Here is a 23,619-nt window from a genome sequence, read left to right on the forward strand (position 1 = left end):
TTTCGATAGCGGCTAATCATGCGTAAAAGCACGCATCACGGCCTGATTGTGGAGTTGATTGCTACGGCGTATTGTTGCGCACATTATCCGGCTGAACCTTCAGGGAGGAATGCCATCTATGTCCCGTTTGTTAATCGTTGTGGATCGAGCCAAAGATTGGGCGCCTTACTATCCGAGTGAAGATGTTCTGACGTTTGATGAGTATCTGAAATTTACGGCACCGGCCAACAGTCGTGTGCGTGTCATCAATTTGTGTCAGAGCGCCAAATATCTGAGCCGTGGCTACTACTGTTCCCTTCTGGCTGAAGCCCGGGGCCACCATGTGGTGCCGTCGGTCATGACTCTCAATGATTTGAGCCGCAAGGGGCTGTTTTCTCTCGAGCTGGAGGAGCTGGACCACAGCGTTATCCATTGGTTGGAGAAAGAGGCTGAGGAAATTGCCCCGGGTACCGATGATCGTGATGCTACCCATGAGGTGCGGATTCGAACCTACTTTGGTCAGGCGGAACACCCGGATCTGAAGCCGGTTGCCCGTGCGCTTTTCGAACGATTCCCATGTCCGCTCCTGGAGGTAGTGTTCCGGCATCGCAAGCAGTGGCAGATCGAATCGATGAAACCGGCCAGTCCGGCTGATCTCGATGAACGCGAGCAGGATCTGTTTGCAGCCGCTCTGGATCGTTTCAGCAGTATGGTTTGGCGCAAGCCCCGGACACGTCGTCGTTACCGCTTTGACCTGGCAATGCTGGTCAATCCGGATGAAGAGATGCCGCCAAGCGATGAAGCCGCGCTGAAGCGCTTCGAGCGGGCCGGGCGTAAGCTCGGCATTAATGTGGAGCGGATTAGCCGCCGGGATTACATGCGCTTGCCTGAATACGACGGTCTGTTTATTCGGGAAACCACCGCCATTGACCATCACACCTACCGTTTTGCCCGCAAGGCGGAGGCTGAAGGTATGGTGGTGATTGACGATCCGGTGTCTATCCTGCGTTGCACCAACAAGGTGTTTCTGGCGGATCTTCTGAAGAACAATAAGGTACCCACGCCCAAGACGCTGATTCTTTCAAAAGATCAGAAAGACGCCGTAGAACAGGTGGTGAGTGAGCTTGGTTTTCCGGTGGTCATCAAGATACCTGATGGAGCATTTTCCCGAGGTGTGGCCAAGGCCAAGGATGAAAAAGAGCTCAAGGCCGGTCTGAAAGAGTTGTTTAAACAGTCTGCTCTGGTGCTGGCTCAGGAGTATTTCTACACCGATTACGACTGGCGGATTGGTGTTCTGGGCGGCCGGGCCATATACGCCTGCAAATACCTGATGGTGAAAGGTCACTGGCAGATCTACCAGCATGGTGGTGCGTCGGTAGAGAGCGGCGGTTTTGAAACCATGCCGACCTACGAGGTGCCACGGAACGTTATTCAGGCTGCTCTTAATTCCACTCGGCTGATCGGAAACGGCTTGTATGGGGTGGATATCAAGCAGTCCGGTAACCGGGTGGCCGTGATTGAGGTCAACGACAACCCCAGTATCGATTCCGGTGTCGAAGATAAATTCCTGGGGGGTGAGCTCTATACCCTGGTCATGCAGGAATTCCTTTCCCGCATGGAAGAGAATCGGCGCCGGTAGGATCGGCGCCGATCTCTCAGTTGGCCGCCACCCAAACTCGAACGCTGCCAAACCAGGGATGGTCAGCCAGTAACTCCCGCACGCGGCTGTTGGTCAGCTCCGGTGCAGGGTGGTGTTCATCCACAAAGATTTCCAGGTGTACCCGGTTTTTCAGGTAATGCAGGCGAAGTTTACTGTGGGGCGGCAGATCGCCCAGTGCCTGTGAAATCTGATCGCGAATCTCCTCCCTGGATGGCAGGTCGGGCTCGGTCGGATGCGGGTACTTCTCGTCGTTCTCAGCGTCGATGTGGAAGTTGATGTCTTTTATGTTGCCCATCGCATCGCGCATACCGGCTACCACTTTCATGCCGATCTGATGGCCTTCAGAAACGCTGATCTCCGGGCGAACCACCAGGTGAACATCCAGCAGGATGTCATGTCCCATTCGGCGACTGCGAAGTTCGTGTATGTTGCGTACTCCGTCGGTTTCCATGGCAATGGATTTGAGCATATCTGTGTCTTCTGCGGAAAGTCCTGTATCAACGAGTTCCTTTACGCTGTCCCAAGTGAATTTCCAGCCAATATGGATGATGATGATGGCAATGACCACGGCAGCAACAACATCAAGCCACACGAATCCAAGCATGGCACCAGCGGTAGAAACCAGAACAACCACTGACGAGAATGCATCGGTCCGGCTGTGCCATGCATTGGCAATAATCAGATCTGACCGGATGCGAATACCCACGCGCCGGGTGTAGCGGTATATCCATTCCTTGCCTATGACAGACACGGCAGCGGCCACAAGAACCGGCCAGCCTGGCACTTTGAGGTCCTCTCCTGCTAACAATCGAAGAATGTTTTCCCAAGCCAGGGCCGCGCCCACCGCAATCAGAATGCTGCCCAGCAACAGGGTGCCCAGCGTTTCTATTCTCTGGTGGCCATAGGGGTGGTCGGCGTCCGGTTCTTTTCGGGACAAGCGCATGACCGCGAGAACGACCCAGTCTGACGCAACATCGGTAAAGGAGTGAATACCATCAACCAGTAAGGCCTGCGAGTTAAAAAGAGTGCCGCCAATAACCTTTATGATGCCAAGGACGGCGTCCAGAAACATGCCGATAATGGTAACCCGGGTGGCTGCGTGCTTCTCTGTCTCGAGGTCGCGCTGAGGCCTGTGATGGCGCTGGGAAGATTGTTCCATTTAGTATGGCTCCGGTGTCTTGCGGTGATGCCAAGTATAACGTTAACCGCAATCCAATAGGGGGGTGATTAACCTGCAATCCGGGAACTATTTATGCACATGGTGACAAACGGGTTACCGGCTAGCATTTTGTTACAAGAACCGTCAATTCCTATTTTTAACTTTATAAACCATTGATAAATAAAGATAAAAACACTGGTTAAAAAATGATCAATCTGTAGGCTGGCGCAGTTATCAAGGGGTAGAAACGGTTGCCCCGACCTTTTCAACAGGGTTATCCACAGATTCCGTGGAAAAGCCTCGCCAGCCTTGTGAATATGGGGCTTCAGGATACATTTGCTTGTTCCGGAGGATGGTGTGGAAAACTTCCGGTATACTCCTGCCACCCTTAGGCAAGGAATTTAATAATGTACGGCGTTCTGCGAAATTTGCTGTTTCGGTTACCCCCGGAGCAGGCTCACAATGTTGCACTTAAGAGCCTCGATATTGCTCAGAAACTGGGTATTTTGAATGCATTTTCAAAGCATCCGGCCCCTTGCCCGGTGACTGTGATGGGCCTTGAGTTTCCGAATCCGGTCGGCCTGGCGGCAGGTCTCGACAAGAATGCCGACCATCTGGATGCCTTGGGTGCCCTCGGTTTTGGGTTTATTGAAGTAGGCACTGTCACGCCGTTGGCCCAGCCCGGTAACCCGAAACCGAGAATGTTCCGCCTCCCTGAGCATCAGGCCATCATCAACCGGATGGGATTTAATAACGAGGGCCTTGGTCATCTGGTCAAGAATGTTGAAGCCCGACGTTATAAAGGCGTCCTTGGTATTAACGTTGGCAAAAACAAAGACACCCCGAATGAACAGTCGGAGCTGGACTATCGTAAGGGCATTTCTGCCGTTTACTCCCATGCCGATTACATCACAGTGAATGTGTCTTCGCCCAACACGCCCGGGTTGAGGGATCTGCAGTTCGGTGATTCACTGAAACGGCTTCTTGGTGGTATCAAAGATGAGCAGGCCCGCTGCCACAAGGATCAGGGGCGTTATGTGCCAGTAGCGGTAAAGATTGCCCCGGATATGGACGACGAAGGCATTCGTTTTGTTGCTTCCGCTCTACTTGAGGCGGGTCTGGATGGCGTGATTGCTACCAACACCACCATCAGTCGCGAAGCCGTCAAGGGGCACCGGCATGAACAGGAGGCTGGTGGGTTAAGTGGTGCGCCGGTTCGGGAGGCTTCAGTAAGGGTTATAGAGGGGCTTTACGCTGAGCTCGGTGATCGGTTGCCAATTATCGGCGTGGGTGGCATTACCGATGGTGAGAGTGCGGCTGAAAAAATCCGGGCGGGTGCCAAACTGGTACAGATCTACACGGGCTTCATTTATAAGGGGCCGGGTTTGATTTGTGAGGCGGTGGAAGCGATCAGAGCAGAGCAGAAAAAAATTCAGGGGCGGTAAAACGAAGGTGGGCCCGCTGAGCGGGCCCTTGCGGGGAACGAACCCCGTAGCGCTTCTTCGCATGGTACGGGGCGGGAGGCCCCGTTTCGGTTACTCGGAATACTGCGTCAAGCTGTGTTGTTGATGTGTAAAAAAACAGATCAAGTTAAACGGGGTAGGCCAACACCGACTTCAGGTTGCGGTTACGTTGGCTAACTTGTGGATGCCGGAGACGCCGGTCATGCCCTCCCAGTTATCTGTGCGGCCTTCTCGCCACCCACTCAACCATTCCTGGCGCGCTTCTGGTTGATCAATCGGGCAGCTGTCTTTGGATTTGCCGGACACGCCAGCGAGATAACCCCGCTTGAATGCACGAGCGTACATGTCTCTCTTCTGTCTTTTCATGCCGTTCCTCACTGATGGATTAACAGAACAAGCGTGTACACATCTGCAGTGGCCACGACATGTGGAATCCCTCCGGGATAACCCACTATTGCCAGCTCCGGCCAGAGCAGTCAGGATCCTGTTAATGGAAGCACTTTTTACTCGCTTCCAGAACGACGCGTCATGTACAAGGTAAGACGAAGGTTGAGCGGAAGTACACTATTTATTTCATCTATGTGAAGCTTTTTTTATAGGTTTATGAAATAACGATGATGGCCCTACCACGGGTTTTGCTGCTATTCCGGCGGCTTACCGGCTTTATCCAGAAAACCAGGAGTTGATTTTGTCCAAGCATGTCTTTTTCGTAACCTGCCCTAAGGGCGTTGAGTATCTCCTGGGTGATGAGCTTGAGAGCTTTGGCCTGGCACAGGTGCGTAATGCACCGGCGGGTGTCTGGGTAGAGGGTGAGCTGGAAGCCGGCTACCGGGCGTGCATGTGGTCCCGTCTGGCCAACCGCGTGATTCTGCACATTGCCGAGGTGGATGCCCGCAGTGCCGATGAGCTCTATGACGGTGTTGTTGCGCTGGATTGGCAAGCGCATATCCCGGCCGGTGGCAGCTTTCGGGTGAACTTTTTGGGGCAAAACGAAGAGCTCCGCAATACCCAGTTCGGCGCCCAGAAAGTCAAAGACGGAATTGTAGACAGCATACGGGGTGCCGGCGCGCCAAGGCCTGCGGTCGCTCAGAAAGACCCGGATGTAACGATCTCAGCCCGCCTGAATCGAGGCCGGCTTGCGGTGGGTCTCGACCTGAGCGGGCACAGTCTGCACATGCGTGGCTACCGTACCGAGCAGGGTTTGGCACCCTTGAAAGAGAATCTGGCCGCAGCACTGTTGTTGCGTGCCGGCTGGCCGGAGATCGCAGCGGCCGGTGGCGACTTTGTGGACCCCATGTGTGGCTCCGGCACCTTGCTGATTGAAGCGGCACTGATGGCGCTGGACATTGCACCGGGGCGCAAGCAGGAACACTTTGGCTTTGAAAAGTGGCCGGGGCACCAGCCGGAGCTCTGGCTTGCCCTGCGCCAGGAAGCTGAGCGCAGGGCTCACGAAGGCAAGCAGGGCCGGATACCGGTGTTTGCCGGATTTGATCAGGACAGTCGTGTACTGGATACGGCCTGGAGAAATATCCAGCGTGCGGGGCTTGATGGCATCGTTAACGTGGAGGTTCGCCCGCTGGAACAGTTTGCCCGTCAGGAAGCCTGGGCAGAGCAGGGGCTGGTTCTCACCAACCCGCCATACGGTGAGCGTCTGAGTGAGCGTAAAGAGCTTGCAGGGCTTTACCAGAGCCTCGGTGAGGTCGTTCTCCGCGAATTGTCTGGCTGGCGCCTTGGTGTGTTCACCGGCGCCCCGGAATTTGGTAAGTCCGTCGGACTGCGTAGCTTCAAACAATACAACCTGTTCAATGGCAAACTGCCGGCGCAATTGCTGCTGTTTGAAGTGCGCGCCGAAAACGCCATGGTGCCGCGAGATCCGGCCGCGGCTGGTCAGATCATGCCGCGCATTGCCAACCCGGAGCGCGCAGACATGCTGCGCAACCGTCTGAAAAAGAACATGAAAACCATTGGCCAATGGGCCAGAAAACAGAACATAGGCTGCTACCGCCTGTACGACGCCGACATGCCGGAATACGCCCTGGCGATCGACATCTACGAGGGCAGGGTGCATGTTCAGGAATACCTGGCACCCAAATCCATCGACGAAAAAGCGGCCCGAGAGCGCCTGGCTGAGGCTATGGCGGTTATCCCGGACGTTCTGGGAATCGACCCGCAAGACATGGTGTGCAAACAGCGCCAGCGCCAGAGCGGCACCAAACAGTACGAAAAGCAGGCTGCGTCGGGTGAATACCTCAACGTGCAGGAGCATGGCTGCACGCTGAAAGTGAACCTGAAAGACTACCTGGACACCGGCCTGTTCCTGGATCACCGCCCGGTGCGCCACTGGATACAGCAACACGCTCAAGGAAAACGCTTTCTGAACCTGTTCTGCTACACCGGCGCGGCGACGGTACATGCAGCCGTTGGCGGTGCCAGCCGGTCCCTGAGCCTGGACATGTCCAAGACTTATGTAAACTGGGCCATCGACAACCTGGCGCTGAACCGTGCGGATTTGCGAAAGCACGTGGTAGAGCAGGCAGATTGCCTGGCCTGGCTGGCAGACAGAAAAACCGCAAACCAGACCTTCGACCTGATCTTCATGGACCCTCCGACTTTCTCCAACTCGGCCAGAATGGCGGGCGTACTGGATGTTCAGAGGGATCACGGTGTGTTGGTGAGGCAGTGTATGGAGCGGCTATCCAGCGATGGCCTGCTGATCTTTTCCAATAACTTCCGCAAGTTCAAACTGGATGACGACCTGGCGCAGGAGTTCGAAGTCAAAGACGTAACAGGCAGCACCCTGGACAAAGACTTCCAGCGCAACCAGAAGATTCACAGCTGCTGGCATATCCAACACCGAACGTGACATTCGGGGAGGAGGCAGGTGGGGGCCTCTTTCCTGGAAACGCTACGAGCACATCCCTGTGCGCTTCGCTCCGGCCATCCATGGCCTCCGAGATTCCAGGAAAGAGGCCCCCACCTGCCTCACCGGACTTCAGAGCGGGAGTCGTGCAGGCAGGAAGTCCGTTCGTTCAGAACTCGTAACGAATCCCAGAAGAAAACTGAAAAGCATTGGCACTGGTGTCAGTGTCTTTGAACAACTTCCCGCCTTCAAGCACCAGATAAGTGCCGTCGAGCAACTCGAAATCAATGCCGGCAATCCAGCTGAAGCTGAAGCTACTGCCAGGGTAATCCCCATCCAGTTCCTCAAACTGCTGGTTGCGGTTTTCATCAATATTATCGAGCGTTGCCTCACCACTAATATGGGTAAACCCGGCTTGAGCGTACACATTGCCCAGTTCACCAAGAGGATAATGCAGGCCCATGTACCAGCTGCCGTAGTAATCCACGGCCAAACTCAGGTCACTGGTTACGTCGGCATCCTTGTAGCCACCACCAAAACGGACTTCCGCATGGATCAGATCACTGAGGTGGCCGCCAATGACCAGTGTGCCAGCCTGACCCCAGGCATCCTCCTTGGTGATTTCGCCGATTGAACGGTGTTCAATAGCGGTCGCCAGCAAGCCCACATAATGTTTGTCGGAACGGGGTGTTTCCTGAGCATGGCCAGCCATTGGCAGCAGGCAAACACTCATCAGGCTGGTGGTAAGGAAACGAGCTGCGACTTTGTTCATTATTATCCGGCTTCCTGTCAGTAATGATGCTGACGCAAGATTTTGCCTTGTGTAACGCTTTGTTACGCAGACACCTGTCACACTTCATCGTGTCGGCGAAGTGTTTACATATCCTCAAGCAAACCAGCTTCCCGGGCCAGCAGGAGCAGAGCATAGACGCCGTTTTCCGGAAGTTGGGGCTCCAGGCCTTCATCGAACAACAGTTCACGCCTGCGATCCTCCAGTATCTCGGAATCGGCGTTGTTGATGAGTTCGGAGACCGGCGCGATTTCGAAAGGGGCGTCCTGCTGCACCGCACTGAAAATCAGATCGACCAGGATCTCGTCCGGGTCCATGCCATCAACATAAACGGTCTGGTCGGGCAGGTCCTCATGTAGCTCCCGGACCAATTCCAGAAGCGGCACACCCTGCTCTTCCAAATAGAGCAGATCTGTATCGCCGAGGTCACCGTCTTCCGGTATCCAGGCATCATCCGGTGCGATCACCACAGACTTCATTTGTCCGTCCCCCAGTGACCAGGCAATGGCGGTCGGGAAAAGTACGTCGTCGGTCTGGCAGTATTCGATGTCCAGAAAGCGGGGTATCGACACAGTGAACTCCGGATAAAATCGATGGGTGAGTATAGGGACAATCCGTCGCCCTGTAGGAGAGGCTGCGGCTTCATGCCATACTGTAGCAGCCATTATCAAGCAATCAGGAAGATCATGGAACACACTGAATTTAATAATGACTTGATTGAATTTCTGAATGCCTCGCCTACGCCCTGGCATGCGGTAAACACGATGAAATCCCGTCTCGATAGCGCGGGTTTTCAACCGCTGGACGAGCGTGAAGAGTGGGCGCTGGAGCAAGGTAAAGGCTATTACGCCATCCGAAATGGCTCATCCATCGTTGCCTTTCGTACCGGCACCAAAGACGTTGTCACGTCTGGCATTCGAATGGTCGGCGCCCACACGGATAGCCCTTGCCTGAAAGTGAAGCCGAACCCGGAACTTCGGCGCAAAGGGTTCTTCCAGCTCGGCGTTGAAGTTTATGGCGGCGTGTTGCTGAACCCCTGGTTTGACCGGGATCTATCGTTGGCCGGCCGGGTAACCGTGCTGGATGATTCCGGTAAGGTGCAGGATACCCTGGTTAACTTCCGCAAACCGGTTGCCATTATTCCAAGCCTGGCCATTCACCTGGATCGCGAAGCCAACAGTAACCGATCAGTGAATGCCCAGACCGATCTGCCACCCGTGCTCATGCAGGTGCCGGAAACCGACACCACCGCGTTCAGTGATCTGCTGCGGGAGCAGATTGCCAGTGAATCCGGCCTGAAAGCTCGCAAGGTTCTCGGTTATGAGCTCAGTTTTTATGACGCGCAGGGTGCCTCGTTTGTCGGCCTGAGGGAAGACTTCCTGGCTTCTGCGCGGCTGGATAACCTGCTCAGCTGTTACATTGGCCTGCAGTCACTGCTGAATACATCGGGTGAGGAAGCGGCACTGCTCGTGTGCAATGATCACGAAGAAGTCGGCAGCATGTCAGCAGAAGGCGCTCAGGGGCCGTTCCTGGGTGCTGTACTGGAGCGTTGGTGTGGCGCCGGAAAGGGCAGGGCAATTGCCCGTTCCATGATGGTCTCTGCCGACAACGCCCACGGTGTACATCCGAACTTCATGGACAAGCACGACGAAAACCACGGTCCCGTTCTGAACCAGGGCCCGGTGATCAAGGTGAATCACAATCAGCGTTACGCCACCAACAGCCGATCAGCTGCGCTGTATCGCCACATCAGCGACGAGCTCGGCCTGCCGCACCAGACCTTTGTGGTGCGCAGTGACATGGGCTGTGGCAGCACCATTGGCCCACTGACGGCCGGGAATCTCGGTGTCACCACGCTCGATATAGGCGTACCGCAGTTTGCCATGCACTCCATCCGGGAATTGATTGGCGCGCAGGATGGTTACACCCTGTACCAGGTATTGAAGGAATTCATGCAGCGGAAAGAAGTATTCTGAGGGTGAAAGCAAAAAGCCGCTGATTGAGACAATCAGCGGCTTTTCAGAATAAGTGGCTCCCCGACCTGGGCTCGAACCAGGGACAAACGGATTAACAGTCCGTTGCTCTACCAACTGAGCTATCGGGGAACAGCATCAATGTGCGGCGCATATTAAGGGCTTTGATTTGGTTCGTCAACCCCATGAAATAAAAGGTCAAAATTTGCACAGGGGTATCAAATACCCCTACCGTCCGCCGGTCTGGCTGCGTAACGGACATTTGCAGTCTATATGGCCGACCTTGTTCCGAAAGGTCGAAATGCCGGCCCCGCAAACCGAAGTTCTGGCCACCCCGGACGACGACGAGCTTCACCTGGACTGGTACCGCCAGAGCAGCGGCCGGCTGGCTGTCATATCCCACGGTCTCGAAGGCCACAGTCGCCGACCCTACGTCCTTGGCCTGGCCAAAGCACTGTTGGCGGACGGCTGGGACGTACTGGCCTGGAACTTCCGATCCTGCGGCGGCGTGATGAATCACCAGCCGAGGTTCTACCACAGCGGTGCCACTGAAGACCTGCACACCGTCGTCAGCCACGCCCTGGCGGGAGGCTACAACAACGTGTTTCTATCTGGCTTCAGCATGGGCGGCAACCTCACACTGTTGTACCTTGGCCAGCAAAGCGAACAGATTGACAGTCGAATCAGCGGCGCCGTTACCTACTCCGTCCCCGCAGACCTGGCCGGCAGCGCAGACATGCTCGCCTTGCCCAGCCGCAAAATCTACATGCAGCGATTCCTGAGAGACCTGCACGGAAAAATGCAGCAAAAAGCCGAACGATTCCCGGATCTGATCGACACCACCGGTTACGAAAACATCCGCAACTTCCACGAATTCGACAACCGGTACACAGCTCCACTACATGGCTTCAAAGACGCCCAGGATTACTGGGCCAACTGCTCGGCACTGTTCAGATTAAAAGACATTCGGGTACCGGCCCTGATGGTCAACGCAGCAGACGATCCATTTTTGTCCCCCCAATGCTTCCCGGAATCCCGAAAAGTGCTGGGTGCGTATGTAAAGGTAGAAGCGCCCAAGTGGGGAGGGCATGTGGGGTTTGTCGAACATGCAAAAGATGGCTATTACTGGTCAGAAAGAAGGGCGCTGGATTTTGTAAAAACGATATATTAAATAATAAGTTGTATTAGGTAGTTTAAGTCAGCTAAGAAGTTTGGGTTGAGGGGGTCCAGAGTCGCTTTCCTGGAATCTCGAAGGCCATGGATGGCCGGAGCGAAGCGCACAGGGATGTGCTCGTAGCGTTTCCAGGAAAGCGACTCTGGACTCCCTCAACTTGAACCAAAACTAAGCGCCAGTAAGAAGCGGCTTCAACCGATCCCAAAGATTATCCAATAAAACAGGCTGAGCCTCCTCAGTAGGATGAATGCCATCCTCCTGCATCATCCCGTTCTGGTTGTAGATCCCCTCGAGAAAAAACGGAACCAAACCCACCTCATACCGGTCAGAGAGCTTCGGAAAGATCTCCGCAAACATCTGCGTATAACGCTGCCCGTAATTCGGCGGAATCTGCATGCCCACCAAAATCGGAGTAGCACCGGCATCCACCACCAACTCAATCATCCCGGCCAGATTCGACTCAATGACATTCGGCGGAAACCCCCGAAGGCCATCGTTACCGCCAAGCTCAATCACCACGACATCCGGCTCGTTCTTCTCAAGCAGCCCCGGCAGTCGTCGCAGTCCGCCATCCGTCGTTTCACCGCTGATGCTGGCATTAACCACCTTCCACGCCAGCCCCTTTTCCTCCAGACGCTCACGGAGCAACTGAACCCACGCCGTATCAGAAGGAACGCCGTAGGCGGCACTCAGGCTGTCACCGACCACCAGGAGTGTGCTCTGGCTGGCGGAGGCCGGCCATGCGACCAGCAAGAGGGCGAGGACTGCGAATGATCTGATGTACGTCGATACCGTATGCATAATAGATTCGTGTACCCTTAAAAATTGAAAAACCGAACGACCAGACAATGGAGCAACCGTGAATCAGATGACGGATCTCAGAAAAGCCGATGCCAGCCCCATGTTGCGAGTAGCCGGCCTGACCCACAAAGTCAGACTGGAAACAGATACGCTGACGATCTTGCAGGGGGTCAATCTGGAAATCAATCGGGGAGAGTCCGTAGCCATCGTTGGCCGGTCTGGTTCCGGAAAAACCACGCTGCTCGGTTTACTTGCGGGCCTGGACACGCCCAGCGAGGGAACCGTGGAACTGGACGGCTCTGAAATCAGTGGCCTGAGTGAGGATGAACGGGCAAAGCTCCGCGCCCGCCGAGTGGGCTTCGTATTCCAGTCGTTTCAGCTCCTGCCTGCATTGAGTGCGCTTGAAAATGTCATGCTACCCCTTGAGCTGGCGGGTATCGAGGCACCGGAAAAGCGCGCGCGGGACTTGCTCGAACGGGTGGGTCTGGGCGAGCGCCTGACCCATACGCCTAGGCAACTGTCCGGTGGCGAACAGCAACGGGTTGCGATTGCCCGCGCCTTCGCGTCGGACCCCGCCATTCTGTTTGCTGACGAACCCACCGGCAACCTGGATAACCGAACAGGCCAGTCTGTCTCAGACCTGCTAATGGATCTGAACCGGGAACAGGGAACCACCCTGGTCATGGTCACTCACGATGAGCGCCTGGCCGCCCGCTGTGGCAGGCAGTTGCATATCGAAGCCGGGGTGCTGACAGAGCCTGATACGGCTCGGGAGATGGCAGACTGATGGCGGCCGCAAAGAAACTGATGTCCGTTAGCCGCGATTGGCGGGAGCGGGATGTTCGTGTAGTCCTGGTTGCGCTGATTATTGCGGTGGCGACTGTGGCAACGATCGCCCTGTTTGCCAATCAGTTGCAGCGCACACTGGTCTCCTCAGCCAGCTCTTTTCTGGCCGCTGACCGACAGCTTGAAGCCGAGAATGGCCGCCCGGTGCCCGTTGAGTGGCTAGAGGAAGCCAGAAACCGTGGCCTCGAAACCGGCCAGATGATCGAATTTTCGACGATGGTGTTCGGTGAAAGCGGCTTTCAGCTGGTCTCGGTGAAGGCTGTCAGTGACGAATACCCTCTGCGCGGCGAGATTGAAATCCAGCCCTCCCAGGATGCGCCCCGAGAAATTGTTGGCGGCGGCCCGGGCCAGGGCGAAATCTGGGTAAACCCGCGTTTGCTCCGGCTTCTGGCGTTGAACATTGGCGATACGCTGGAAGTCGGTAGCCGGAAGCTCGAAATCACCCGTTTGCTGATTCGTGAACCCGACGGCGGGTTCCGGCTGTCCTCTCTGGCCCCCCGGGTCATGATGCATGTCGATGATGTGTCCTCGACCGGTGTGCTGCAGGAAGGCAGTCGGGTGGAATTTGTTTATTTGTTCGCCGGGGCGGACCCGGTGCTGGAGGATTACTATCAATGGCTTGAGCCTCAGCTGGAGCCCAGCCATGAATGGGAAGGGGTTCGTGATGGTGAAACCTTCTCTCGCTCTCTGGAACGGGCTGAGCGCTTTCTGCTCCTCGGCGGCAGCCTTGCCGTGCTGCTGGCCGCCGTTGCCGTGGCGGTTGCCAGTCGCCAGTATGCACTGTCACAGCGTGATACAGTGGCATTGCTGAAAACGCTGGGCCTCACCGGCAAAGGCATTGGCCGGCTTTACTTGCGCCGGCTGGCGCTGTGGGGGATTGTCGGTATTGTTGGTGGGCTGGCGGTTGCACTGCCGCTGTTCTGGCTGCTGGTCCGGCTGCTCAGCGATGTACTGGAGCGCCCCGTAGACTTCTATCTGGACCCGGCAGCACTCACGCCCGCCCTGATGACGGCTCTGGTTTCGCTGTTCGCTTTTGCTTATCCGCCGATACGCCGATTGCGGAGTGTGCCTGCCATGCGGGTGTTGCGCTCCCAGCCCGGTGAAACCGGCCGCGAAGCCATTCCGGATATGGTCCTTGCCGTCGTGGCCATTTTCGGGCTGGTCTGGCTCTATGCCGGCGAGCTTGCTCTGGTGGTGTCGCTTCTGGGCGGTCTTGTCCTGTTGTTGACCGTATTGGCGCTGGTGGGCTGGCTCATGGTGTCTGTGCTGCGCCGTGTACGCGGCGGTGGCAATGCCTGGCGTCTTGCACTGGTGGGGCTGTACCGACACCGGCAGGCCAGCATGGCGCAGATGGCGGTCTTTGCGATGACCCTGATGCTGGCAGCCACTCTGGTCCTGGTGCGCTCCTCGCTACTGGATGACTGGCAGGCCCAGCTGCCGGATGATGCGCCCAACCACTTTTTGATTAATATTGCTCCGGAATCCGTAGACGAGGTCGAAACCTTCTGGTCAGAGCGGGGGGCGCCCCTGGATACCGTGTACCCGATGGTGCGTGGTCGCCTGACAGAACTCAATGATCGCCCGGTCAAGGAGGCTGTGAGTAAGGATGAGCGGGTAAACGCTCTGAATCGTGAGTTGAACCTGACATGGATGGCGGAGCTTCCCGATGACAATCGCCTGGTGGAAGGGGAGTGGTTCGCGCCCGGTGTTACCGAAGGCGTGTCGGTGGAGGCAGAGCTGGCGGGTCGTCTTGGTCTGAAACTGGGGGATCGGCTGACGTTCACCATTGGCTCGGAGAAGATAACGGAGCCGGTCACCAGTATCCGTACCGTGCAGTGGGACAGCATGAAACCGAACTTCTATATGGCGTTCCCGCCCAACGGTGGACTGACAGACATGCCGGGCACCTGGATCACCAGTTTTCATCTCGCCGAAGGCAACAAGCTTTTGTTGAATGAGTTCTCCCGGCAGTACCCGACTGTCTCCGTGCTGGAAATTGATCACATCATCACGCGCATTCAGGAAATCGTTCGCCAGGTGACTCAGGCGATTGAGGCCATCCTGGCGCTGATTCTTGCCGCCGCACTGGTGGTGATGGCAGCGGTGGTCAGCGCCACGCTGCGTGACCGGCAACGGGAAGGCGCTCTGCTCCGCACGCTGGGTGGCCAGCAGTCACTGCTGGTGCGCAGTACGATGCTGGAATTTGCGTTGCTGGGATTCGTTGCGGGCGTGCTTGGCGTGTTAGCGGCAGAGGCTGCTGTTTATGCACTTCAGGTCAGGATGTTCGAGGGCACGTTCCGGTGGCACTGGCAGGTGATTTTGCCGATTCCTGTGCTCAGCGCCGGATTACTTGCGCTGTTCGGGCGCTGGCAGCTCAGGCCGGTGCTGAGTGTTTCTCCGATGTTGCTGTTGCGCCGGCTGGAGTGATACCGGCGCAGTCCACAATGCTCTAGCGGTAGTTCGCGAGAATGGCGTCCAGTTCGCCGTTGTCGCGCATTACGGCAAGCTCCCGATTAAAGTCCTCGGCAAAGTCGCTCCAGTCTTTGCGTAGCATCAGACGGAAACCGTATTGACTGATGCCCTCCGTTGACGACCGGAACTGGTCCGAGAGGCCTTCATTGCGCAGAATCCACTGCCCCGCCAGTTTGTCTGCCAGTGCCGCATCGAACTGTTCGCCCAGCAACACAAAACGGAACATATCCCTGTCGCGAGAGACATCGAAACGCTTGATCTTACCGTCAGCAAAATAGGGCTCAAGGGTGGGGTAAAGATAGCCAAGGTGGGCGACCACCGTTTTCCCGAACAGATCAGTGGGGTGCTCAAAGTCCAGCCCTGAATCCTTGGGAAAGAAAAAAACTTCTTCTACGTTCACAACGGCATCGGTAAACAGATAGTTTTCTGGATTTTCGGTCCACTCAACCGCTCTGGGTGTGCCGTCCAGGTAGTCATCTGCCAGCATCTGGTCGACCCGCTTACGGGGAATTTTGCGCGGCATCACCTTGTATCCGAGGCGGGGAACGATGGTGTTGATAACTTCCCACATGATTCCGGACGGTTTTGCCCCGTCAACGATCAGGTAGGGTGGATAACCGTTGGGCGAAATGTTGAAGCGGAATGCCGGGCGGTCACCCGTGGCGGCCTGGGCCATTCCTGCAGTTGTTAAGGCAATAATCGATATCGCAAGAAGCCTTGCAAAGCACTTCGGCGACGGGAGACGAGGTCTATTCATTGCGAGAAACTCTGGATAGGTCAGGCCTATGATGTTGGTTGAAGGGTTACCCGGCCAACTCCCTGCCAGAATGCTCGCTAAATATTACCGTTTTGTTGAATGATTTCAAACATTCTGAATCTAACAATTGGCTGCCCGCTTGAAAAAACGGGCAGCCTGGCTTGCTCAGATCAGGCCCACGCCCTGCGCAGCACAGCCATCGCGTCTTCAAGGCTGACTTCTTTCGGGTTAAACATGATGGAGCCATCGTCGAGCGCCATCTCTGCAATGGATTCCAGCTGGCTTTCCAGCACTTTGCCGGTTTCTTTCAACGTTCTGGGCAGCTGGCAGCGCTTATAAAGCGCATCGCGCAATTTTCGGATAGCCGAGATGCTGGCTTCCGCACGGCGCGAGGCTGGGGTGGCGGAGTAGACTTCCGGGCCTTCCAGATACAGCAGCAGTTCGCCCAAGGGACCGCGGATGTCCTCCAGATTGAATTCCAGAACGTAGGGCAGGTACAGGCTCATGCAAAGGCCGTGGGGCAGGTGGCATATGGCACCGGTGGCGTGGCCCAGAGAATGCACCAGCCCGACCATGGAGTTGGAAAAGGCGATGCCCGCCATAGTAGATGCCTGGGCAAGTTCCAGCCGGCCGTCTTCGTCTTTGGGATTGTCCAGTACCTTGAGCAAGGACTGGCTTATCTTTTTCACCGCAGCGGTGGCGTAAGCATCGCTGAGGGGGTTTTTGGCCATGCAGGTAAAGGCTTCGGTGGCGTGGGTCAGTGCGTCCATGCCGGTGGCTGCCGTGATGTGCGGCGGCAGCGTGAGGGTCATTCTCGGGTCGATAATGGCCGCGTTGGGAAGCAGGAACGACGAAGAAAATGGCAGTTTTACGCCTTTCTTCTCATCGGTAATCACCGCGATAGAAGTAACCTCAGAGCCTGTGCCAGCGGTTGTTGGCACCACGAAAAAAGGCTTCAGCGGGTGCTTGAGAATCCCGGCACCACTGTACTTGGCGATGTCATCGCCGCCTTCGGAAACAAGAATGTTCACGGCTTTGCCGGTATCGATGGCAGAGCCGCCGCCCACGGCGATGATGGAATCGCACTTTTCCTTGCGGTAAACCTTAGCAATATCGCGTACCACGGTGGTGGAAGAGTCTGGTGGCACGTCATCGTAAATGGAGACGATTTCCAGGCCGCTTTCTTCGCAAGCGGCAATAACCGGGTCCAGCAGGCCTGCTGCGCGAACGCCTTTATCGGTAATAATCATCGGGCGCTTGGCAGCCAGGCCGGTCAGCTCAAACGGAATGTGTTCGAGGGCTGCTTTGCCGGCAATGACTTTTACCGGGCAGAAGAACTCGTAGTATTTGTGGGTCATTATGCTCTCGCTGTCTCGACTAAATTGGTGGCGACTTTCAGGTAAATACGCGCTGCGTTCATCAGTTTGTTCGGCAAATGCAGATCCGCCGGATACTCCTTTACCGCTCTCTGGGCAACCAGCTTGGGCAGAATGAAGGTTTCCAATCGGTTCAGAACTCTGGTCATGCGAACGGCAAGGCTGACGTCGCCGTCAACCAGCATGCGGTCGTTGGCAAAGGCGACGGAAGTCTTTTCCTGAAATGAAAGAACCAGAAACGCGTGGGCGATGTGTTTGAACTGAATAGACAGGTCGACCGGCCTCGGCGCGCTGTCGCCGTGGAAGTACAGGCAGCCGTCGCCAGTATGTTCAACGATCAGTTTGGGGCCATTGGGCATAACCTGCATTTCGAACAAAAAGCCTACCGGTAAGGTTCTGGTTTCATTGCGGGTGATGTCGTCCACCTCGCTGATTGCCTGCAGTGCACGGCCCATTACCTGGAACATCAGCTCCACATAGGCCCGCCTTGCCTGAAAAATCATCGGTTGTAGTCGTTTCGAGAGCATCATTGCCATCCGATTGTTATTGGGTTGTCTGATTTTTAGAGTTATTGCTCTAAAAGTCAATGCAATCATTGACAGGCTTTTCGTGTCAGCGGGGCAAAACGGGCTGCCATAAAAAAACCGGAAGCCTGTAACCTCCGGTTTTTGTGGGGGATGCCGCCTTCGCGGTGGCTTAGTTGGTCATATCCGCCAGCTTACGCTTGGCCTCTTCACCCACATCGCCGCCAGCCTCAGCCGCAGCCGAGTAATAGCTGACCGCTTCATCCCTACGGCCCTGCTGGTGGGAAATGTCGCCCAGGCGCAAGTAAGCGATAGACGTTGGCACCACCTCGTTGGCTCGCTCGAGGTGAGTTCTGGCTTTGCTCAGGTTATTGAGGGCCAGTTCATTCAGGCCGTTATAGAGTTGGTATTCAAACATCTCCGGATACAGAGACACGGCCTTGTCAAAGTCTGCCCGTGCTTTCTCTCGCTGGTCCTGCTTCTGATAGATGCGGCCGCGCGTGGCGTAGAACATGGCCTCGCGGGGCTCTGCCTTGATCGCGGTATTCACCGATGTGAGGGCCGAAGCATACTCGCCTTCAGACGCCAGCTTCATTGCTTTGTCGTGGGCGTCGTAAGCGGGCTGCAGTTTCTTTATTTTTGCGATCCGGCGCTGATAGATTTCTTCGCCCCGGAAACCGCCACCGCCAATTTTCTGAACCAGCTCCTGGTTGGCACGAACACGATTGGCCGAAGGAGGGTGGCTGGCGAAAAGACCGTTCAGCCAGTTGGTTTCGCGGCCTTCAGACAGCTCCAGAAACAGTTCCTGAAGTTCCACCGCGGCTTGCGGGTCGTAACCTGCAGCCTTCATGTATTTGATACCGTAGGCATCGGACTCCAGTTCATCGCCCTGGCTGTATTGTGCCAGCGCCACCTGTGCGCCCACCGCTGCGCCGCCCATGATTAATCCGGCCCATTCGTTATCGGAAACCGCCAGCCCGATACCGGCCATGCCGGCGCTGATCAGCATGCCCTGCTGCATGCGCTGGACACTGTGACGGGCTGCTGCGTGGACAATTTCGTGGCCGAGCACGGACGCCAGTTGAGCTTCGTCGTCCAGTTTCACCAGCAACCCGCGGTTGATGGCTATTTTCCCCCCGGGTAAAGCCCAGGCGTTCGGCACGCTGTTGTTCAGCACCACAAAATCGTAGGGCAGGTCGGGGCGGTCACTCACCCTTGCCATTTTCATCCCCACCTCACGTACATAGACCGTGAGCTCCGGGTCAATATAAAACTGCCCGCCTTGGGTTTGCTGGGTTGGTTCGTATTGTTCGGCGCCCAGCGACAGCTCCTGGCTTTCGGGTATGAGTGATAGCTGGCTTTTCCCGGTCACCGGGTTTACTGCACAGCCAGCGAGCATCACACACATCGCCAGAACACTAAAAAGGCTGGGAAAAATTCCTGGTTTCACGCTCAACTCCTGTATCAAACGGCTATTCGTTCCCTGGGAACGTTTATTGGCCCGGCTGGCGGCCATGGCGTATCATAGCAGCACATTTTTACTGCATCTTCATAGCCTGGGCAAACAAATCCCTGATGACCTATTACCTCGAATTTCTGGCACTGATCTGGTTCTCGGCCTGCTGGGGCGGTTACACCTGGTATTCCAGAAACCGGGCCAATTCACGCTCTTGCTTGTCGAACACGCTCGATCTGTATCGGGAAGACTGGATGCGGGTCATGTTGAAACGTGAAAACCGGATTTCCGATGCGTCTGTTGTTGGAAACCTGGAGCGCAACGGTGCTTTTTTTGCCTCCAGTTGTTTGCTGATTCTCGCGGGTATTATTACTGCCTTGGGGTATACCAGCGAAGCCATGGAAGTGTTTGCAAGCATGCCGTTTGGTGTGGTGCCCAGCAGAGAAATCTGGGAAATGCGGCTGGTGGTTTTGTTGGTGGTGTTTGTGTATGCCTTCTTCAAATTCACCTGGTCCATGCGCATGTACAACTTCGTGGCGGTGATGATCGGCAGTGCGCCCATGCCGGATGACAGCAAAACCAGCCCTGCCGCCCGGGAGGCTTTCGCCCGCAGTGCTGGCAATATCTGCAATCTGGCGGGCGATGCCTTTAACCTGGGGCTACGGTCCTATTACTACGCGCTCGCCGTTGTGGCCTGGTTTATTCACCCTCTGGCATTCATAGCCGCGGCAACGCTGGTGGTGTTCGTACTGTACCGCCGTGAATTCCACTCTGATGCGCTGTTCGCACTCCGTGACGGTAAGGTTTTTGAAGAGGCCATACCCGCACGAAAAGAGGCGGACACAAAGACGAAAAGCTGATCAGCAGGACCTTCCTGAATGAATGACGAAACCCGAATCAACCGGGTGAACCGGTTTGTAAACACGCTCAATCAGGCCCGTGAGCTGGGCCTGACCGCAAGGGAAGCGGGTGAGGGGTATCTGGTAATGGAACTGCCTTACAGCGACAAAATTATTGGTAACCCGGACACCGGAGTGATCCACGGCGGGGCCATAACGACCCTGATGGATACCACCTCCGGCTCTGTGATGATCTGCGCTCTGGAAGAGTTCGAGCTCTGCCCGACCCTGGACCTGCGCGTGGACTACATGCGCCCGGCTGAACCTCACAAACCGGTGTTTGCCAGGGCAGAAACCTACAAGATCACCAAGAACATCATTTTTACCCGGTGTGAAGCCTATCAGGAAGGCGGCGAGACGATTGCAAACTGTGTCGGCACCTTCATGCGAATCGGCAAAGAAGCGACGCCTAAATCCTATCGAGACCTGATCACCGGAGGTGAGCAATGACCGATCCGGAAATCCTAAAATACACCCAGGCAACGGGTGATTTCTCCCGCATGCTGGAGAGCATTCCCTATGCCACCTGGATTGGTTTGCAATGCGATCGCTTCGGTGATGATCTGATCTTCCGGTTGCCGAAAAAGGAAGAGAACCTGGGCAACCCAATACTGCCGGCCATTCACGGTGGTGTGATCGGCGGTTTTATGGAAATGTCTGCAGCGATCTACCTGATCATGTCTCAGGACACCCTGCGCATGCCGAGAATCGTCGATTTTTCCCTCGACTACCTGCGCGCCGGCCTTGACCGCGAAACTTACGCCGAATGCCGCTTGACCCGTCAGGGCAACCGGGTTGCTAACGTAATGATCACCGCCTGGCAGAAATCCCGCTCCCAGCCTATTGCCACAGCCCGCGCGCACTTCTTGTTAGAAGACTGATTTTGCTCCTGTCGGGGGTTGAAATGCCCCGGCAGGACCCCATCTTTGGATCCAGAACCTTTTGCACCTGTGCAGGCAAGCGGGTGGGGATGGCTTTCCGAAACACGCCTCGAGACGTCCCTGTGCGGCTCGGGCTCCGCCATCCATGGCTCCGCACGGTTCCGGAAAGCCATCCCCACCCACTTGCCCAGACATCGTGCTGTCACTGGACCAACTCGAAAGTCGGGTGGTCTGGGCCGGTAGGTTCTTCCAAAACCTTGCGGAGCCATGGATGGCGGAGCAGAGCGTACATGGACGTATTCACAGCGTGTTTTGGAAGAACCTACCGGCCCAGGCCGCTCCACCAAAGTTAGAACCCGAGCAGGAGAAAACAAAGCCATGACGGTAGAAACCAACAAAGAGACCCTGGGATTCCAGACCGAAGTGAAGCAGCTGCTTCACCTGATGATCCACTCTCTGTACTCCAACAAGGAAATCTTCCTTCGTGAGCTGATTTCCAACGCCTCAGACGCCGAAGACAAACTGCGCTTCGCCGCCCTGAAAGACGACAGCCTGTTTGAAGGCGACTCCGAACTCCAGATCCGCCTGGATTACGACAAAGACGCCGGCACCATTACCTTGGCAGACAACGGCATCGGCATGACCCGTGACGACGTCGTCGCCAACTTGGGTACCATCGCCCGCTCTGGCACTGCCGAATTCCTCAAGCAGTTGTCTGGTGATGAAAAGAAAGACAGCAAGCTGATCGGCCAGTTCGGCGTGGGCTTCTATTCTGCCTTTATCGTTGCCGACAAAGTGGACGTGTTCACCCGCCGTGCCGGCACACCGGCGGAAGAGGGCGTGCATTGGGAATCCAAAGGCGATGGCGAGTTCACCATCGAGCCGGTTAGCCGTGAAAAGCGCGGTACCGAGATTGTGATTCATCTGAAGTCAGACGCCAAAGAATTCGCCGACGGCTGGAAGCTGCGCAGCCTGGTCAAGAAATACTCTGACCACATCTCCTTCCCGGTGGTCATGAAGGCCGAGTCTGAGGAAGAAGACAAGCAGGGCGAATATGAAACCGTCAACGACGCTACTGCCCTGTGGACGCTGCCGCGGACCGAGATCAAAGACGAAGAGTACAAAGAGTTCTACAAGCACATCGGCCATGACTTTGAAGATCCGCTGACCTGGTCCCACAACAAGGTAGAAGGCAAGCTGGATTACACCAGCCTGTTGTACCTGCCCAAGCGTGCGCCGTTTGATATGTACAACCGGGAAGCCCCGCGCGGCCTGAAGCTGTACGTGCAGCGTGTGTTCATCATGGACGACGCCGAGCAGTTCTTGCCGTTGTACCTGCGTTTCACCAAAGGCGTGATTGATTCCAACGATCTGTCGTTGAACGTCTCCCGTGAAATCCTGCAGAACGACAGCACCGTGGAAAGCATCCGCACCGCCGTCACCAAGCGTGTGCTCGACATGCTGTCGAAGCTCGCCAAGAAGAATGCAGACGAGTACCAGGGCTTTTGGGACGAGTTCGGCACCGTGCTGAAAGAAGGCCCGGCTGAGGATTTCAGCAACCGCGAGAAAATCGCCGGTCTGCTGCGCTTTGCCTCGACTCACACCGGCGAGCCTACCCAGAACGTGTCTCTGGACGACTACATCGCCCGGATGAAGGAAGGTCAGAGCAAGATCTACTACGTCACTGCTGATAACTTCATGGCCGCCAAGAGCAGCCCGCACCTGGAGGTGTTCCGCAAGAAGGATATCGAGGTGCTGATCCTGTCTGATCGTATTGACGAGTGGATGATGGGCTACCTCAGCGAATACGACAGCAAGCAGTTCCAGGATGTTGCCCGTGGTGACCTCGATCTCGGCGAAGTGGAAACCGAGGAAGACAAGAAACACCAGGAAGAAGCCGCCAAGGAACACAAAGGCCTCACCGATCGCATCCAGAAAGCACTGGAAGATCGCGTTCAGGAAGTGCGGGTAACCAATCGCCTGACCGATTCACCGGCCTGCCTGGTAACCGGACAGTTTGATATGGGCGCACAGATGAAGAAGATCATGGAAGCTGCGGGGCAGAAGGTGCCAGACAGCAAACCGATCTTTGAAATCAACGTGGACCACCCACTGGTGCAGCGCCTGGAGCAGGAAAGTAAAGATGAGCGCTTCGGCGAGTTGTCTGCGGTCCTGTTTGATCAGGCCACTCTGGCCAGCGGCGAACAGCTGAAAGATCCGGGCGCTTATGTAAGCCGTCTGAACCGTCTGCTGCTGGAGCTGGCTAACTAAGCCGGTCGCTGACATGCAGCAGATCATTGTGGACATCGCAATCAGCCCTGATGAGTGGATCAAGCTCTATCAGGGCATTGCCACTGATGTTCACACAACGAGCCGGGACGGGCGCTCTGTCCGCTTCCCGGCTCGTATTCTCTCCAGATTCTACCTTCAGGATGGCGTACGGGGCAGTTTTCGTATTCTGTTCGACGACTCCGGTAAGTTCTCCTCTATTGAAAGGTTGTGAGCCTGGCTGTTTCAGGCTAGAGCGTATAGCGATAAATAATACCTTT

At 56.0% G+C, this 23,619-nt stretch carries 21 protein-coding genes and 1 tRNA gene; 12 read left to right on the forward strand and 10 right to left on the reverse strand.

Translation table 11 applies throughout. The features are described from left to right. The first annotated feature begins 118 nt into the window (after window positions 1-118). Entirely contained in the window at window positions 119-1,618 is a 1,500-nt protein-coding gene (locus tag QPL95_RS17150; protein ID WP_303292147.1) for a RimK family protein, read from the forward strand. A 16-nt stretch (window positions 1,619-1,634) separates the two neighbouring features. Here QPL95_RS17150 and QPL95_RS17155 read toward each other — a convergent pair whose 3' ends face one another. Then, the gene (locus tag QPL95_RS17155) at window positions 1,635-2,798 is read right to left on the reverse strand and encodes a cation diffusion facilitator family transporter (protein WP_303292148.1); all 1,164 of its coding nucleotides are present in this window, start codon (window positions 2,796-2,798) and stop codon (window positions 1,635-1,637) included. Window positions 2,799-3,205: 407 nt separating this feature from the next. Here QPL95_RS17155 and QPL95_RS17160 point away from each other — a divergent pair, with 407 nt between their 5' ends. Next, window positions 3,206-4,243 carry a quinone-dependent dihydroorotate dehydrogenase gene (locus QPL95_RS17160; RefSeq protein ID WP_303292149.1) on the forward strand — a complete coding sequence of 346 codons (1,038 nt, stop codon included), beginning with the start codon at window positions 3,206-3,208 and terminating at the stop codon, window positions 4,241-4,243. A gap of 171 nt (window positions 4,244-4,414) precedes the next feature. Here the strand turns inward: QPL95_RS17160 and rmf are convergent, their stop codons facing one another. After that, window positions 4,415-4,627: a ribosome modulation factor gene (gene rmf / locus QPL95_RS17165; RefSeq protein WP_303292150.1), complete on the reverse strand. Its 213-nt coding sequence runs from the start codon at window positions 4,625-4,627 to the stop codon at window positions 4,415-4,417. A 322-nt stretch (window positions 4,628-4,949) separates the two neighbouring features. Here rmf and rlmKL point away from each other — a divergent pair, with 322 nt between their 5' ends. Continuing rightward, window positions 4,950-7,124 (forward strand): bifunctional 23S rRNA (guanine(2069)-N(7))-methyltransferase RlmK/23S rRNA (guanine(2445)-N(2))-methyltransferase RlmL, encoded by a 2,175-nt coding sequence (gene rlmKL / locus QPL95_RS17170; protein ID WP_303292151.1) that lies wholly within the window; start codon window positions 4,950-4,952, stop codon window positions 7,122-7,124. Window positions 7,125-7,290: 166 nt separating this feature from the next. Here rlmKL and QPL95_RS17175 read toward each other — a convergent pair whose 3' ends face one another. Next, a complete protein-coding gene (locus QPL95_RS17175) occupies window positions 7,291-7,893 on the reverse strand; it encodes an outer membrane beta-barrel protein (protein ID WP_303292152.1) in 603 nt (200 codons plus the stop codon). Window positions 7,894-7,997: 104 nt separating this feature from the next. After that, a complete protein-coding gene (locus QPL95_RS17180) occupies window positions 7,998-8,483 on the reverse strand; it encodes a hypothetical protein (protein ID WP_303292153.1) in 486 nt (161 codons plus the stop codon). Between the two features lie 114 nt (window positions 8,484-8,597). Between QPL95_RS17180 and QPL95_RS17185 the strand changes: the two genes are divergently transcribed. Then, complete coding sequence (locus QPL95_RS17185; protein ID WP_303292154.1) at window positions 8,598-9,887, forward strand: M18 family aminopeptidase; 1,290 nt, start codon at window positions 8,598-8,600, stop codon at window positions 9,885-9,887. Window positions 9,888-9,940: 53 nt separating this feature from the next. Here QPL95_RS17185 and QPL95_RS17190 read toward each other — a convergent pair. After that, window positions 9,941-10,016: transfer RNA gene (locus QPL95_RS17190), tRNA-Asn, on the reverse strand. A gap of 73 nt (window positions 10,017-10,089) precedes the next feature. Between QPL95_RS17190 and QPL95_RS17195 the strand changes: the two genes are divergently transcribed. Then, window positions 10,090-11,055, forward strand: coding sequence for a YheT family hydrolase (locus QPL95_RS17195; protein ID WP_368389761.1), 966 nt, complete (start codon window positions 10,090-10,092; stop codon window positions 11,053-11,055). 171 nt (window positions 11,056-11,226) lie between these two features. Here the strand turns inward: QPL95_RS17195 and QPL95_RS17200 are convergent, their stop codons facing one another. Further along, window positions 11,227-11,859 (reverse strand): arylesterase, encoded by a 633-nt coding sequence (locus tag QPL95_RS17200; protein ID WP_303292155.1) that lies wholly within the window; start codon window positions 11,857-11,859, stop codon window positions 11,227-11,229. Between the two features lie 67 nt (window positions 11,860-11,926). On the opposite strand from QPL95_RS17200, the gene QPL95_RS17205 reads away from it, so the two are divergent. Next, window positions 11,927-12,646 (forward strand): ABC transporter ATP-binding protein, encoded by a 720-nt coding sequence (locus tag QPL95_RS17205; RefSeq protein ID WP_303292178.1) that lies wholly within the window; start codon window positions 11,927-11,929, stop codon window positions 12,644-12,646. Continuing rightward, window positions 12,646-15,132, forward strand: a complete 2,487-nt coding sequence (locus QPL95_RS17210; protein ID WP_303292156.1) for an ABC transporter permease — start codon at window positions 12,646-12,648, stop codon at window positions 15,130-15,132. The genes QPL95_RS17205 and QPL95_RS17210 overlap by 1 nt, the downstream gene beginning before the upstream one ends. A gap of 22 nt (window positions 15,133-15,154) precedes the next feature. Here the strand turns inward: QPL95_RS17210 and QPL95_RS17215 are convergent, their stop codons facing one another. The 4 genes from QPL95_RS17215 to QPL95_RS17230 all read right to left on the reverse strand — a co-directional run bounded on the left by QPL95_RS17215 (window position 15,155) and on the right by QPL95_RS17230 (window position 19,242). Next, entirely contained in the window at window positions 15,155-15,934 is a 780-nt protein-coding gene (locus tag QPL95_RS17215; protein ID WP_303292157.1) for an ABC transporter substrate-binding protein, read from the reverse strand. A 170-nt stretch (window positions 15,935-16,104) separates the two neighbouring features. After that, a complete protein-coding gene (locus QPL95_RS17220; protein WP_303292158.1) occupies window positions 16,105-17,292 on the reverse strand; it encodes an iron-containing alcohol dehydrogenase in 1,188 nt (395 codons plus the stop codon). Next, entirely contained in the window at window positions 17,292-17,837 is a 546-nt protein-coding gene (locus tag QPL95_RS17225; RefSeq protein ID WP_368389764.1) for a hypothetical protein, read from the reverse strand. The genes QPL95_RS17220 and QPL95_RS17225 overlap by 1 nt, the downstream gene beginning before the upstream one ends. A 169-nt stretch (window positions 17,838-18,006) precedes the next feature. Then, on the reverse strand, window positions 18,007-19,242 hold the full coding sequence (locus tag QPL95_RS17230) for a M48 family metalloprotease (RefSeq protein ID WP_303292179.1): 1,236 nt from the start codon (window positions 19,240-19,242) through the stop codon (window positions 18,007-18,009). A gap of 167 nt (window positions 19,243-19,409) precedes the next feature. On the opposite strand from QPL95_RS17230, the gene QPL95_RS17235 reads away from it, so the two are divergent. The 5 genes from QPL95_RS17235 to QPL95_RS17255 all read left to right on the forward strand — a co-directional run bounded on the left by QPL95_RS17235 (window position 19,410) and on the right by QPL95_RS17255 (window position 23,573). Beyond that, entirely contained in the window at window positions 19,410-20,150 is a 741-nt protein-coding gene (locus QPL95_RS17235; protein WP_303292160.1) for a DUF599 domain-containing protein, read from the forward strand. Between the two features lie 18 nt (window positions 20,151-20,168). Continuing rightward, entirely contained in the window at window positions 20,169-20,639 is a 471-nt protein-coding gene (locus tag QPL95_RS17240; protein WP_303292161.1) for a PaaI family thioesterase, read from the forward strand. Next, window positions 20,636-21,070 carry a PaaI family thioesterase gene (locus tag QPL95_RS17245; protein ID WP_303292162.1) on the forward strand — a complete coding sequence of 145 codons (435 nt, stop codon included), beginning with the start codon at window positions 20,636-20,638 and terminating at the stop codon, window positions 21,068-21,070. The genes QPL95_RS17240 and QPL95_RS17245 overlap by 4 nt, the downstream gene beginning before the upstream one ends. A gap of 378 nt (window positions 21,071-21,448) precedes the next feature. Further along, the gene (gene htpG / locus QPL95_RS17250; protein ID WP_303292163.1) at window positions 21,449-23,341 is read left to right on the forward strand and encodes a molecular chaperone HtpG; all 1,893 of its coding nucleotides are present in this window, start codon (window positions 21,449-21,451) and stop codon (window positions 23,339-23,341) included. 13 nt (window positions 23,342-23,354) lie between these two features. Beyond that, window positions 23,355-23,573 carry a DUF2835 domain-containing protein gene (locus QPL95_RS17255; protein WP_303292164.1) on the forward strand — a complete coding sequence of 73 codons (219 nt, stop codon included), beginning with the start codon at window positions 23,355-23,357 and terminating at the stop codon, window positions 23,571-23,573. The last annotated feature ends 46 nt before the right edge of the window (window positions 23,574-23,619 follow it).

Origin of the sequence: Marinobacter sp. SS5-14b, assembly GCF_030541005.1 — a bacterium.
Classification (GTDB): Bacteria; Pseudomonadota; Gammaproteobacteria; order Pseudomonadales; family Oleiphilaceae; genus Marinobacter.

Excerpts from the sequence above, each read along its gene's own strand:
- QPL95_RS17150 (WP_303292147.1), top strand. The coding sequence starts at position 119 with ATGTCCCGTTTGTTAATCGTTGTGGATCGAGCCAAAGATTGGGCGCCT.
- QPL95_RS17155 (WP_303292148.1), bottom strand. The coding sequence starts at position 2,798 with ATGGAACAATCTTCCCAGCGCCATCACAGGCCTCAGCGCGACCTCGAG.
- QPL95_RS17160 (WP_303292149.1), top strand. The coding sequence starts at position 3,206 with ATGTACGGCGTTCTGCGAAATTTGCTGTTTCGGTTACCCCCGGAGCAG.
- rmf (WP_303292150.1), bottom strand. The coding sequence starts at position 4,627 with ATGAAAAGACAGAAGAGAGACATGTACGCTCGTGCATTCAAGCGGGGT.
- QPL95_RS17175 (WP_303292152.1), bottom strand. The coding sequence starts at position 7,893 with ATGAACAAAGTCGCAGCTCGTTTCCTTACCACCAGCCTGATGAGTGTT.
- QPL95_RS17185 (WP_303292154.1), top strand. The coding sequence starts at position 8,598 with ATGGAACACACTGAATTTAATAATGACTTGATTGAATTTCTGAATGCC.
- QPL95_RS17200 (WP_303292155.1), bottom strand. The coding sequence starts at position 11,859 with ATGCATACGGTATCGACGTACATCAGATCATTCGCAGTCCTCGCCCTC.
- QPL95_RS17205 (WP_303292178.1), top strand. The coding sequence starts at position 11,927 with ATGACGGATCTCAGAAAAGCCGATGCCAGCCCCATGTTGCGAGTAGCC.
- QPL95_RS17210 (WP_303292156.1), top strand. The coding sequence starts at position 12,646 with ATGGCGGCCGCAAAGAAACTGATGTCCGTTAGCCGCGATTGGCGGGAG.
- QPL95_RS17215 (WP_303292157.1), bottom strand. The coding sequence starts at position 15,934 with ATGAATAGACCTCGTCTCCCGTCGCCGAAGTGCTTTGCAAGGCTTCTT.
- QPL95_RS17220 (WP_303292158.1), bottom strand. The coding sequence starts at position 17,292 with ATGACCCACAAATACTACGAGTTCTTCTGCCCGGTAAAAGTCATTGCC.
- QPL95_RS17225 (WP_368389764.1), bottom strand. The coding sequence starts at position 17,837 with ATGCTCTCGAAACGACTACAACCGATGATTTTTCAGGCAAGGCGGGCC.
- QPL95_RS17230 (WP_303292179.1), bottom strand. The coding sequence starts at position 19,242 with ATGTGTGTGATGCTCGCTGGCTGTGCAGTAAACCCGGTGACCGGGAAA.
- QPL95_RS17235 (WP_303292160.1), top strand. The coding sequence starts at position 19,410 with ATGACCTATTACCTCGAATTTCTGGCACTGATCTGGTTCTCGGCCTGC.
- QPL95_RS17240 (WP_303292161.1), top strand. The coding sequence starts at position 20,169 with ATGAATGACGAAACCCGAATCAACCGGGTGAACCGGTTTGTAAACACG.
- QPL95_RS17245 (WP_303292162.1), top strand. The coding sequence starts at position 20,636 with ATGACCGATCCGGAAATCCTAAAATACACCCAGGCAACGGGTGATTTC.
- htpG (WP_303292163.1), top strand. The coding sequence starts at position 21,449 with ATGACGGTAGAAACCAACAAAGAGACCCTGGGATTCCAGACCGAAGTG.
- QPL95_RS17255 (WP_303292164.1), top strand. The coding sequence starts at position 23,355 with ATGCAGCAGATCATTGTGGACATCGCAATCAGCCCTGATGAGTGGATC.